Below are 12,612 nucleotides of genomic sequence, written 5' to 3' on the forward strand. Positions count from 1 at the left end.
GATCATGAAGCCTGAGGCGCATCGGATCAATGGTCTCGAAACGGCAGGGCCGCGACATAGGCCGCGGCCCCGGGAGGAAACCGTATTGTCCTCAGAAGAGCTTTGCAGCGGCTTCCTGAGCGGCGTCGAGCGCCTTCTTGGGATCGGCATTGCCGACGAGCACGTCGTTGACGGCGGTGCCGAGCAGGTCCTGAATCTCTGGATATTGCGGGATGCGCGGACGATATTCGCCGTCACCATGCTCGAAGGTTTCGGCGATGACAGGCAGGAAGGGGAACTTCTTCAGCAGATCGGGATCGGTCATCTCGCTCTTGCGCAGGAAGCTGCCGGCGCCCATCATGTTGAATTCCTTGTGCACCGGCGGACTGACTAGCCACTTAATGAAGGCCCAGGCGGCTTCCTTCTGCGTGTCCTTGATGCCGGCGTTGATCGCCATGCCCCAGCCGCCGATCCCATAGACCTTCGGCAGACCGGCGCCGCGGGGCGCCGTCGTGATCGCCACCTTGTCGACGATCTTGGAAATCGACGGATCATAATAGCCGGGCGCACCGACCGACCATGTCTGCATGGTCGCAGCAATGCCCTGGCGGAAGCTTTCCTCGCGTCCGCCCCAGTCATAATTAACGGCGCCGGGAGGTGCCGCTTTCATGAAGAGGTCCTTATAGACGGTCAGGCTCTTGATATTGGCTTCGGAATTCAGCGCTGGCTTGCCGTCGGAGCCGAGGATCGAACCGCCCATCTCGGTATTGTACTGCATCCAGTCCTGCGCGACCGCCGGGCCCTTCTGGCCGTTGGCGACGAAGCCGTAGATCTTCTTGCTGGGGTCGGTCAGCTTGTAGGCGGCCTCGACCATTTCCTCCATCGTCGTCGGCGCCTTCAGGCCGGCGGCATCGAAGAGATCCTTGCGATAGGCAAGCACGTTGGCATAACCGGCAAAGGGAAAGGCGACCTGCTTGTCTCCCCAGTGGCCAAGCGCGTTGAGAAGCGTCGGATAGATGTCGTCGAGCTTCAGTTCGGCGGCGTCGCGCTTCATCCACTCGGTGAGATCGACGGTGTATTTGTTTTCTGCATATTGGCCCGCCCAGACGATATCCATCGTCACCAGGTCGTAGCCGCCGGTGCCGCCGACGAAATCGGTCGTGGTCTTGGTCAACAGCGAGCCGTAATCGAGAATGTCGACCTTGACGTTGGCCCCCGTCTCTTCGGTGAATTTGGGGGCGATGGCAGCCAGAACGGCGGCGAACTGGTCGTTCTGCGAGGCAAGCGTGAGCGTGATGCCCTCATATTTCTTGTCGGCGCCGATAGCGGAGCCCACAAATGCGACCGAGACGAGGCCCGCGATCGCCAATTTCCGTGTGAGACTGTTGAGCGATTTCATTTTTGCTCCCCTTTTTTGATTGGCTTGAGGCACTATACATCAAACAAAATCGCACTCAAGCGCACTTGACAAAAAAGCACAAACATTAAAAATCACAAATTAGAACATATTCGCGCATAAATGTCCATATTTTGTGCGCGTTGCATAAAAAATAGCAGGGAGTTGATCATTCCCTGCGCGTCTATACTGTCCTGTCCAACGCGGCGAGCTGCACCTTCATGAAGACCACGCCCGATGAGCGCCTGAGAGAGCTGGAATGCCGCGCCCATGATGAAATGGCGCGCATTGAGGCGCTCTGTGCCGGCTGGCCGACGCTGGGCGATGAAGACCGGGACGAGCTGCATTCCGTTGTGATCTGCGGCGCTGGCCTCTCCGGCCTGTCGATCGCCTTCGCCCTGAAGCGGCGCGGTATCAGGTCTGTTCATGTGATCGATCAGAGCGAGGAGGGCCGCGAAGGCCCCTGGATCACCTGCGCCCGCATGCAGACCCTGCGTTCGCCGAAATATCTCTCAGGCCCGGATCTCGGCATCCCGAGCCTGACGCTGCGTTCCTGGTACGAGGCGCTGAATGGCGCCGACGCCTGGGACGCGCTCGACAAGATCGGCCGCCAGGACTGGATGGCCTATCTCATCTGGTTTCGAAGGACCGTCGGCATCGACGTCGAAAACGACACGACGCTTTCCTCGATCGATCAGGCGGAAGGCGGACTCGCTCTCACGCTGTCAAATGCTGACGGCACCAGCCGCACGGTCAGCTGCCGCCGGCTGGTGATGGCAACCGGCATCGACGGCTGCGGCGGCCCGCGCATACCCGCAATGGTCAAGGCGCTGCCGAAATCCGCCTGGACGCATAGCAATGAGCCGATACCGATCGATTTTCTCAAGGGCAGGGATGTCGCAATCCTTGGCGGCGGCACGTCGAGCTTTGACTGGGCGGTGGCGGCGCTGGAAACCGGCGCCCGAGAGGTGACGATGTTTGCGCGGAGCACCGATCTGCCGCGCACCGAGGTTCTTGCCTGGACAAATTTCCCCGGCTTTCTCGGCCATTTCGCCGACCTGCCGGATCTGGAGCGCTGGCGGTTCGCCCACCTCTACTTCAATTTCAAGGTGCCGCCGACCCAGGAGCAATATGAGCGAGCCCGTAGCCACCCTGGTTTCACCATGCAACTCGGTTGTGGTGTCCGTGAACTGTCGATGGACGGCGGCAAGGTCAAGCTGACGACCGCAAACGGCATTTATCATGCCGATCATCTCCTGCTCGGCACCGGTTACGAGATTAATTTCGCGCTCCGGCCCGAGCTTGCCGGCCTCGCCGACACCGCAGCGTTTTGGAAGGATTGTTTCCAACCGCCGCAGGGGGAGGAGAACGCCCTGCTTGGCGGCCATCCCTATCTCGGTCCTGGTTTCGAACTCACGCCCAGGCATGCCGAAGCCGGCTGGGTCTCGCGCATCCATATGTTCAATACCGGCGCGCTGGCGAGCCTCGGCCCGATCAGCAACGGCGTCACCGGTCTCAAATTCGGTGTGCCGCGCGTCGTCAGCGCCTTGGTGAAAGCGCTGTTCATCGAGGACTCCAACCGGTATCTTGAAGCGTTGGCCGCCTATGACGAACCGCATTTCGATCCCGGCATAGACGAGGACGTTACGACATCAAGGGAGGTTCTGGCATGAGACAGGCTGCCGCCGTTAAATTTTCGGGATTGGAGACCATCCTTTTGCGGGCCCGCGAGGATAGCGTCGAATTTCCCTATCTGCTGGCCAACCACGTTCCGATGGTGCTGATCGCGCTCGATCGCCTCGGCGCCTCGCCCGAACGGCTGGAACAATGGTACGAACAATATCGCGAGAGCCATGCACTTCCGCCCGTGCCGCCGCCGATTGCCCCGATTATCAGGGCGCAATGGGCCGAGGCGCTCGGCGATCGTACGCGCGAGGCGGATTACCGCCCCTTCTTCATCGCCGAAACCCGCCGGCTCGGCATCGATGCCGTCATCCGCACCTATTTGCCCGCCATGGTGAACGGCCTTGCCGGCAGCGCCACGCATCCGCTGATGCGCCTTGCCTACGGTGTGCTCAAGAAGGACGACCAGGAGGTTGGCACTGCGCTCGGCTATTGGGCGGCCTGCTATCTGCCGCTGCCATCCGCGACCGGTGCCGCGCCCGATACGGATGATCCGGGGAGCGTGCTTGCCGATGTCGGCAATATCGAAGGCATCCGCGATTATGAGCCGGAAACCGATCTGCTCTGGCATAATATCCGCGCCGTCGCCGCACTTCCGGGCTTCCGCCCCGTTATCGACCGTCTGGCTTTCAGCGCCGATACACCGCGCCGTATGGCCGCGACCTCGCTTGCCCTCTTTGCCGGAACCATGGATTTCACCGCACTCCATTCCGTCACCGGCATGCACTGGCTGCGCCTCGTCTCTCCGCACCTCGAAAATCCCGAGCCTTTCTACCGCGCCTTCTGGCAGGTGATCGCCTCACTGGTGCCGAAGATCGGTTTTCCAGCGCTCCCCACCGCCGAAGCGCTGGAAGAAATGCGCAGACGACAGGCGCCTGCCTGGGCGGAGATCAAACGCGCCGCGGTATCCTCGGACGACGAACACGATGTCAGCCTGGTCTTTTCTGCCCTGCAGGAGGAAGAGGTGTGGAAGGATCCGCTCTATCGCGTCGTTGCGGCGCGCCGGGTCGGGCTGATTGCATAACGGATGATGGAAGAATTGATGACGCCGAGCCTCGTAGTCGAAAACGCCAGGACAGAAGCCGGCGAGATCGTCTCGCTTATTCTGAACAATGACCGGATCGCCGCGATCGGCCCGAACGCGGCCGCCGGCATCGACCCCGCAGTGCCGCGTTTCGATGCTGCCGGCGGCCTGCTCTGCCTTCCCTTCGTCGACGCCCATATTCATCTGGACAAGACGCTGATTGGCTTGCCATTCATCCCGCATATTCCGGGCGATACGGTCGCCAAACGGATCGAAGCGGAGAAAACGCTGCGGCGCATGGTGGCGCTGCCGGTCGAAGCCCGCGGCGGCGCGCTGCTGGAGAAGCTCGCAGCCTACGGCACACTTTCCGTTCGCAGCCATGTCGACATCGATACCGAAATCGGCTTGAAAGGCCTCGAGGCCGTGCTCTCGCTGAAGCAGAGCCATGGTCATCTCGTCGATATCCAGACCGTTGCCTTCCCGCAATCCGGCGTGCTGCGCGATCCCGGCACGGCCGGGCTGCTCGATGCGGCGATCGCCGCCGGCGCCGATCTCGTCGGTGGCCTCGATCCCGCCGGGATCGACAACGATGTGACCGGCCATCTCGATGCGATCTTTTCCGTCGCCGGCAAATACGGTGTCGGGCTCGATATCCATCTGCATGACGGCGGTGCACTCGGCGCCTTCGAACTTCGCCAGATCGCCGATCGCACGGCAGCACTCGGCCTCGAAGGCAAGGTGGTCGTCAGCCACGCTTTCTGCCTCGGCGAGTTGGACGATGCCGAATTCGGCCGCACTGCCGCCGCACTCGCCAGATCGGGCGTGGCGATCATGACCAGCGCGCCAGGAGCCGTGCCAATGCCACCGGTCAAGCGGCTTGCCGCCGCCGGCGTCCGGCTGTTCTGCGCCAACGACAATATCCGCGACGCCTGGTCGCCGTTCGGCAATGGCGACATGCTGGAGCGTGTCGGCATCCTCTGCGATCGCCAGGATTTCCGTTCGGATGAGGATCTGGCGGCGGCCTTCCGCCTGGCGACGCAGGCGCCGGCCGAAATCCTCGGCCGTCCCGTCGGCCCGCTCCAGGCCGGCTCACCTGCTGATTTTGTTATTTTGCCCGCAGCGTCGCTGGCAGAAGCCGTCGCTGCCCGTCCCCTCGATCGCATCGTCTTTCGCGGCGGCACTATTATCGCCCGCGGGGGCCGGCTCGTCGTCTGATTTTTCCATCAATGTATGGCGCATGGGAGCACCGCAGATGAAGGGCCGACTTTGGATCCGATCGCCGCTCGCCATCATGGCAGAAGGCGCCGAAGGAGGTATCGTCATCGAGAATGGCCGCATCGTCGAGCTGGTCGCAGCTGGACGGCAGCCTTCGACCCCCGTCGATGCACACTTCGACGCCGGCCGGCATGTCGTCATCCCCGGTCTCGTCAACACCCATCACCATATGTTCCAGACGCTGACGCGCGCCCATCCGGCTGCGATCAACAAGTCGCTTTGGCCATGGATCCGTGCGCTCTATCCAATCTGGGCGAGGCACATGACGCCCGAAGCCTTCCGTCTTGCCGTCCGTCTTGCGCTGACCGAGCTCCTCCTCTCCGGCTGCACCACCACCTCCGATCACCACTATCTCTATGCCGCCGGTCTCGAAGACGCGATGGATGTCGAAGCCGAGGAGGCGGCTCGCCTCGGCATGCGCATCACGCTGACGCGGGGCAGTCTCAATATCAAGGACCAGCAAGGCGTGATTTCGCCCGCCAATGTCGTGCAGGATGACGATGTGATCCTTGCCGACAGCGAGCGTGTGCTCCGGCGTTATCACGACCGCTCCGAAGGGGCGATGACGCAGGTGGCGCTCGCGCCCTGCGCGCCCTTCGACGTCACGCTGGAACTGATGCGCGAATCGGCGGCACTGGCGGAACGCTACGATTGCCGTCTTCATACCCATCTGGTCGAGACCAGGGCGGAAGCAGAATTCTGCCGCAGCAAATTCGCCTGCACGCCAGTGGAATATCTCGACCGCTGCAACTGGCTGAGTGCCCGCACTTGGCTCGCCCACGGCATTCATTTCGACGATGCCGAGATCGTCGAACTCGGCCGGCACGGCGTCGGCATCTGCCATTGTCCGACATCCAACATGGTGCTTGCATCAGGCATGTGCCGCACCTGCGAGCTGGAAGCCGCAGGAGTGCCAGTCGGCCTTGGCGTCGACGGCTCGGCTTCCAACGACAATTCCAACCTGATGGAAAGCGTGCGCCATGCCCTGATGCTGAACCGTCTGACCTATGGCGCCGAAGCCGTTACCCATCTCGACGCGCTGCGTTGGGGAAGCGCTGGCTCGGCAAGGCTGCTCGGTCGCGACGACATCGGGATCATCGCGCCGGGCCGCCAGGCGGATCTAGCCTTCTACAAGCTCGACGAATTGCGTTTCTCCGGTGCTGGCGATCCGCTGGCAGCCCTTGTGCTCTGCGGCGCGACCACGGCTGATCGCGTCATGATCGCAGGCGAATGGCGCGTCACCGACGGCATGCCGGAGGGTGTCGATATCGAGGCGCTGATTGCCGATCATAACCGCGTCGCCCGCAATTTTCTTCTGTCGGTCTGAGGAGGCCCCATGGCGATCGATTTCGTCGTCCGCAATGTCCGTATGGCCGGCTTGACCGAACCGACCGACATCGCATTCGAGGCAGGCCGCGTCGCGGCAATCGCACCTCGCTTCGTCTGCGACGCGCCGCACCATGATGCCGGAGGGAAATTCGCCTGCGCCGGCCTGATCGAGACCCACATTCACCTCGACAAGGCCGGCATTTTCAGCCGCTGCAATCTCTGCACCGGGACGCTCGCGGAGGCCGTCAGCGAGACCTCGAGGGCCAAGGCGGCCTTCACCGAGGAAGATGTCTATGCCCGCGCTGCCGCGGTCATCGAAAAGGCGATCGTCAACGGCACCACTCGCCTGCGCACCTTCGTCGAGATCGACCCGCGCGCCGGCTTCCGCTCGTTTGAGGCGATCAGAAAATTGAAGGCCGACTATACCAGCCTCATCGACATCGAAATCTGCGCATTCGCGCAGGAAGGTCTGACGAACGATCCCGGTACGGAGGGCATGCTCGAACAGGCGCTGAAGGTGGGGGCCGATCTGGTGGGGGGCTGCCCCTACACCGATCCGGAACCGACCGAACACATCCGCCGCATCTTCGACCTCGCCGTGCGCCACGACGTCGCCGTCGATTTCCATCTCGATTTCGACCTCGATCCCGCAGGCTCGAATCTCCCTGTCGTCATAGCCGAGACACTCGCTCGCCACTACCAGGGGCGCGTTTCGGTCGGCCACGTCACCAAGCTCTCTGCTTTGCCGCCGGAAGAGTTGGAGCCGATCGGCCGCCGTCTCGCCGAGGCTGGCATCGCATTGACCGTCCTGCCGGCCACCGATCTCTTCCTGACCGGTCGGAGTTCGACCCATCTCGTGCCGCGCGGCGTGACACCCGCTCACCGGCTAGCAACGCTCGGCGTCGTCGCGACCATCTCCACCAACAATGTCCTGAATCCGTTCACGCCGTTCGGCGACGTCAACCTGATGCGCATGGCCAATCTTTACGCCAACATCGCCCAGATCGGCACTCCCGGTGGCCTCGACGGCGTCTTCGCCATGATCACGACACAGGCTGCCACCCTCCTGGGAAGAAAGGCTTACGGCATTGCGATAGGCAGCGCGGCAGATATCGTCCTCTTCGACGCCCCCTCGGCTGCCGATGCCGTCGCGACAATCGCGCCGGCGAGCGCCGGGTGGAAAAATGGTCGCCGGAGCTTCCTTCGCCCGCGGCCGCAGCTTTTCCTGGACCCAGGCTAGGCACCGCATACGCTTTGCTGGAGTTCTCGCGATGAGCCAGTCGAAGGTAAAGCAATCATGGGTTGTGTATGTGGCGGCAAGGTTGGAATGTCCGTTTGTGTGCAAAGTAGAAGTGTCACTTCGGACGCGTCTTCAGCTATTTAGAAATGCGACACTCGGCATGTCCACTTGCGCTGAGGCAAGCCCCCGACCGGACCGGCTGGACCGGGTTGCAAGGGAAGGGAGGGGGCGGGTGAGATGCTCCCCTGCGGCTTTAGCTTGGACAGTTGGAGCAGCCGGTCATTCCGCCGCATCGAGGTCAGAGAGCGCTTGTCGCCGGCGGGCAATGACGGCGGGATCGTTCATGAAATCCTTCCGCCGTCCCGGACCGCGAGCACGTCGCACATAGCCGTTCTTCTCGCTGTTGGTCTTTACATCAGGCTGCGACTGCTGCTCCTGGCGCTCCTTGATATAGGCCAAGGCGCTTTCCGAACGGACAAAGCGCAACTGCATCAACCTGCCCGTCGCATCGTCGACGAACACCAGCAGCGAACACGGGTCACTGCGGTCCTCAAACCAGCGGTGCTCGGAGCCATCGATCTGTATCAGCTCGCCATAGGCCTCGCGCCGCAAGCGTGGCTGATGGAACGTCCGCCGCTGCTTGCGCGACAGCCAAGCGCCGGCCCCTGTCATCCAGCCGCGCAACGTCTCGCGCGACACATGCAGTCCATCGCGCTCGGCAAGCTTCTCAGCCGCCAATGTCGGCCCGAAGTCTGCATAGCGTTCGCGAACCAGCGTCACCGCGTAATCTCGAACACCGTCACTAATCCGGTTGTTCGACGGCCGACCGATCGCCTTGTGCCGGATCGACGCCGCACCACCAGTGCGGATCCGCTCCAACAGCCGTCGCACCTGGCGCTCGCTCAGATCAAGCACATGCGCCGCCGACACCATCGTCATATGGCCGGCGATCACTTTCGATAGGATCTCGATCCGCTGCAGGTCGCGCTCGCTCATCGCTATCAGTCCCATCCGCAATCTCCCCGTCGCCAATCAAACCCGGGGAGAATGACATTCCAACTTTGCAGAAACAGGACACTTCAACTTTGCGGCTACAATCACGGGTTGTGTAAAATGGCATAAGCTGAATTATGGAACTTCTCTATTCGGCGTGTTGAAGTCAAGCGCTGTCGAGCTTCCATTTACATCGCATCTGATGTCGTTCACGGCCTTGCTTCTCTTCGGGATCGGGTCTTGGCCCTCCCCGATCTCTGAGACACACCAAATCCCACAGCTCCATCCGAGGTGCGCTAAATTGAATCAGTTGCCCAATCTTCATGCGCGTGGCGAATTCGTATTACAAAAATTGTTTCATCATTTTCGATCCGATAAACGATTAGATGCGCTTTGAAGGGATGAATTCTAACGGGCGGATCGATCACATCCCGTTCGCGCGCGATGCGTGGATTGGCAGCTATCAGATCAAATAATGCGAAAAGTTCATCGTGGTATCGCTTTGCTTGGCCTGCCCCGAACAGACGCACACCTTGCTCGGCGATCGCAATGATGTCCTCTTCCGCTTCGGCAGAAAGCCTAAAACTCATGACTTGCTGGTACGAGCCATCGCCTCAGCAAAGAGTTCATCCTTTGATCGAACGCCAACACCGCTTTGGAGCCCGGCCTCGACGAAGCTTTGCATGGCGGCGATCTTGTCGTTTCGCGTCTGGTCGCGTCGGATCAGGTCGCGCACGTAGTCGCTAGCATTCGAATATCGCCCGGTCCTGGCCTGGGCCTCCACCCAATCCTTCATCGGGCCCGGAAGAGATACGTTCATCGTGGCCATTGATAACCTCCATTTGAAGGCAATATAACCGATTTTGGCAAAGTTTGTCAAAGGATCGAACGCCTTGATGAGATGCGGACCTGACGACTGCATCACCACTTTTGCGGCCTTGCCGGAGGTGAAGGGCCCTCCCAGGCCCTTCGGATCAGTTTAAAGATCGGCTGTTCAGCCCCACTTCATTTCTCCCTTGGCGACTTTGGCGCCTATGTCGAGCGCAACGCCCATGCCAAGACCCGGGAAGCGGGCTTCCATGGCGGCCTTCAGCGCGGCGGAATCGGCGGCCTTGGCGCGTTCTTCCTCAAAAGCGAGCAGATAGCTCTTCGTGTGTTCGACGGCGGACAGATCGGTTGCCGCTTCCGGCATCATGTGACCGGGAACGACAATCGTCGGCTTGCGGGCGCTGATCTTGTCGAGGGTGGCCACCCAAGCGGCACGCTGCTCCGATGCCTGGGTGTCGGCCGTCCATACGTGGACGCCGGAGAAAATCATGACGCCCCCGAAAACGGCGTTCAGCGACGGCACGAACAGGTACCGGCGATTGCTTAACCCCGCCTCGGCCGCGACAATCTCGACGGTCTCACCATCGACTGTGAGGCTTGGAGCGTCGAAGGCTTCGGGCATGACGATGTCTGCAAGGGTCTGCGGGCCGTTCTCCTTGAGCTGCGGCCCCCAAACGGCAAGCTTTTTCTCGACGTTGCCCTTGATCGCTGCAATCGTATCGGAGGCGGCCAGCACTTTTGTGCCGGGAAAGGCTTCGAGGACCGGCTTGAGGCTGAAGTAATAGTCGGGATCGGACTGGCTGACATAAATCGCGGTCAGCGTCTTGCCCGTGGCCTTGATGGCTTCCGCCAGCGCATGGCCGTCGGGATAGCTGAAGCCGCCGTCGATCAGCAACGCTTCGCTGGGGCCGGTCAGCAGCACCGGAGCGCGAAAGAAGCCATTTTGGCCGGCGGGGAAGTGCTTCCAGGCCAGCTTTGATCCGGCTGCGTTGCCGAGACCGGCAGGCGCGAAAACGGCCACCGCGCCGGCTGCGAGTGTGGTTTTCATGATTTCTCTCCTTGAATACATGGTTGTCTCCGATGATCGCCAGTTTCGATTTTCTGCTGCCGTGAGCGTTGCCCCCCGGCAGGCTTTGTCGGTAGTTCATGGAACGGTCTGCTGAGAATGAACGATCACGCCGCCTGAAGCTCGGCAGCAAGTTGGTCAAAGCCGCCGAACAAGGCATCGCTGCGCAGCACGCGGCGCTTGTCGCCGTCGCTGACCAATAGCGCCGGGACACCATCCATCCGGAATGCATCCATCAGTTGGCGGGATTTCCCGATCCTGTTGCGGTAGGCGTCGAGCAGGGCCTCGTCCGGAGCCCGGACACGAGCGGCGGCATCGGAAAACCCGGCCTGATCGAGAACGTCAGCCACGACAGCGATCTCCGAGGTGTTGCGGCCTTCAACATAACGGGCGATTTGAAGTGCTTTCAGAGCTTCGCGCTCTCTGTCGAGTTGCGTAAGGCCGACCGCAATGAGCCCGAGCGTCGCAGGGGCGGAGTCGAACATAGTGTCCGCGCCCCCGAGAACCTGATCGCGATAGAGTTGGCTGAAGACCTGTCCCGTGAGCCGGTTGATCCGCTGGTCATTATGCCAGGCATAGGCTGCGAAACGTTCATCCAGCGGCCGCGCGCGTTCGCCCGCGAAGAGTCCGCTCGGCGCAAGCTCGACGGTGAGATTGTCGAGCTTGGCCATATTGTCGAGCGCGGGCGCCGCACCATAACACCAGCCACAAAGCGGATCGTAGAGATAGGTAAGATGCATATCGGACCATCCTTGAAGCGATGGGCAACAGATAGCGCACTTCTATTGAGTGATAAATATTGTTAAATGTGACAGAATGTATGTCAAAAACTTACAATCAAGGGGAAGAAGGTCATGGAGGCTGTCAACCTCAATCGGCTTGCCTATTTCGCAGCCGTCGTCGATACCGGCTCGTTCACGAAAGCTGCCGAGCGCCTCGCGATCACAAAGACGGTCGTCAGCCAGCAGGTTGCCCGGCTGGAAGCTGAGTTGAAAACCAGCTTGCTCCTGCGAACAACGCGACGCGTCGAGCCGACTGAGGCCGGCAAGCTTCTCTACGCGCGCTGCGTCATGATCTTCCGCGAAGCCGAGGACGCGGTCGGTGAAATCACCCGCGCAAATGCCGAGCCGACCGGCATGCTACGCATTGCTGCGCCCAACGATTATGGTGCGAGCACGATCGCTCCGATTGCTGGGGCGTTTATCCAGAAGTACCCCGCTTGCAGGGTGGAGCTTCTGCTCGCCGATACGAAGATGGATTTGCTCGCCAATCAGATCGATCTGTCGATCCGCGTTGGTTGGCTCGATGACTCCAGTCATCAAGCGAGACGGATCGGTTCGTTCCGGCAGTTTCTTGTTGCGTCCCCCAGCTTCTCCTCCACGCTCAATTTGAATAGCCCAGAGGATGCGGCGGGCCAGCCGTTTATCGCCAACCTGGCCCTCAAGGAGCCGGTGGTCTGGAGGTTTATCCAGGGCGATTTCGATCGGCGGACCGTGCGGATGCAGCAGAGCCTCATGAGCAATTCGACGCCTGCGGTCCTCGCGGCCACGCTTGCTGGAGCAGGCATGTCCGTGCTTCCGGATTTTCTGGCTGGAGAGCATATAGACGCCGGCCGATTGACAAGATTGTTGCCGGACTGGAGCCTGCCGGCCGGAGGAATCTATGTCGTCTATCCGGCAGCTCGGTTCCGCACTCCCAAAGTCACGGCCTTTGTCGCAATGCTTACGGACGGTCGCTCGCCCGATTAGGCTGCGCCATCACGGAGCCTGAGTTGCTCCGAAGCAGCTTTACGGTGCCGG

At 61.2% G+C, this 12,612-nt stretch carries 11 protein-coding genes and 1 pseudogene; 6 read left to right on the plus strand and 6 right to left on the minus strand.

Annotated features, from left to right (window positions below; translation table 11 throughout):
- Nucleotides 1-91 precede the first annotated feature (91 nt).
- Entirely contained in the window at nt 92-1,378 is a 1,287-nt protein-coding gene (locus ACS4RR_RS26905) for an ABC transporter substrate-binding protein (protein ID WP_024322518.1), read from the minus strand.
- Nucleotides 1,379-1,596: 218 nt separating this feature from the next.
- Between ACS4RR_RS26905 and ACS4RR_RS26910 the strand changes: the two genes are divergently transcribed.
- The 5 genes from ACS4RR_RS26910 to ACS4RR_RS26930 are packed head-to-tail and all read left to right on the plus strand — an operon-like array spanning nt 1,597 to nt 7,926.
- Nucleotides 1,597-3,048, plus strand: coding sequence for an FAD-dependent oxidoreductase (locus ACS4RR_RS26910; protein ID WP_260112148.1), 1,452 nt, complete (start codon nt 1,597-1,599; stop codon nt 3,046-3,048).
- The gene (locus tag ACS4RR_RS26915) at nt 3,045-4,082 is read left to right on the plus strand and encodes a questin oxidase family protein (protein WP_260112149.1); all 1,038 of its coding nucleotides are present in this window, start codon (nt 3,045-3,047) and stop codon (nt 4,080-4,082) included. The genes ACS4RR_RS26910 and ACS4RR_RS26915 overlap by 4 nt, the downstream gene beginning before the upstream one ends.
- Nucleotides 4,083-4,100: 18 nt before the next feature.
- Nucleotides 4,101-5,297, plus strand: a complete 1,197-nt coding sequence (locus tag ACS4RR_RS26920; RefSeq protein ID WP_456190438.1) for an amidohydrolase — start codon at nt 4,101-4,103, stop codon at nt 5,295-5,297.
- A gap of 37 nt (nt 5,298-5,334) precedes the next feature.
- Nucleotides 5,335-6,684, plus strand: a complete 1,350-nt coding sequence (locus ACS4RR_RS26925; RefSeq protein WP_260112151.1) for an 8-oxoguanine deaminase — start codon at nt 5,335-5,337, stop codon at nt 6,682-6,684.
- 9 nt (nt 6,685-6,693) lie between these two features.
- Nucleotides 6,694-7,926, plus strand: a complete 1,233-nt coding sequence (locus ACS4RR_RS26930; RefSeq protein WP_260112152.1) for an amidohydrolase family protein — start codon at nt 6,694-6,696, stop codon at nt 7,924-7,926.
- A 444-nt stretch (nt 7,927-8,370) separates the two neighbouring features.
- Here ACS4RR_RS26930 and ACS4RR_RS26935 read toward each other — a convergent pair.
- From ACS4RR_RS26935 to ACS4RR_RS26955, 5 genes and pseudogenes are all read right to left on the minus strand, one after another.
- A pseudogene (locus ACS4RR_RS26935) lies at nt 8,371-8,937 on the minus strand (helix-turn-helix domain-containing protein); the annotation flags it as partial.
- A gap of 278 nt (nt 8,938-9,215) precedes the next feature.
- Nucleotides 9,216-9,509: a type II toxin-antitoxin system RelE/ParE family toxin gene (locus ACS4RR_RS26940; RefSeq protein ID WP_222384816.1), complete on the minus strand. Its 294-nt coding sequence runs from the start codon at nt 9,507-9,509 to the stop codon at nt 9,216-9,218.
- Nucleotides 9,506-9,748: a type II toxin-antitoxin system ParD family antitoxin gene (locus ACS4RR_RS26945; protein ID WP_017968613.1), complete on the minus strand. Its 243-nt coding sequence runs from the start codon at nt 9,746-9,748 to the stop codon at nt 9,506-9,508. Before ACS4RR_RS26945 ends, ACS4RR_RS26940 begins: the two co-directional genes overlap by 4 nt.
- A gap of 165 nt (nt 9,749-9,913) precedes the next feature.
- A complete protein-coding gene (locus ACS4RR_RS26950) occupies nt 9,914-10,816 on the minus strand; it encodes an MBL fold metallo-hydrolase (RefSeq protein WP_222293944.1) in 903 nt (300 codons plus the stop codon).
- A gap of 104 nt (nt 10,817-10,920) precedes the next feature.
- On the minus strand, nt 10,921-11,553 hold the full coding sequence (locus ACS4RR_RS26955; RefSeq protein ID WP_456190439.1) for a DsbA family protein: 633 nt from the start codon (nt 11,551-11,553) through the stop codon (nt 10,921-10,923).
- A 114-nt stretch (nt 11,554-11,667) separates the two neighbouring features.
- On the opposite strand from ACS4RR_RS26955, the gene ACS4RR_RS26960 reads away from it, so the two are divergent.
- Entirely contained in the window at nt 11,668-12,561 is an 894-nt protein-coding gene (locus ACS4RR_RS26960; RefSeq protein WP_222293940.1) for a LysR family transcriptional regulator, read from the plus strand.
- The last annotated feature ends 51 nt before the right edge of the window (nt 12,562-12,612 follow it).

This window comes from Rhizobium zaerense, from assembly GCF_051810725.1.
In the GTDB taxonomy this organism is placed as follows: domain Bacteria; phylum Pseudomonadota; class Alphaproteobacteria; order Rhizobiales; family Rhizobiaceae; genus Rhizobium; species Rhizobium leguminosarum_I.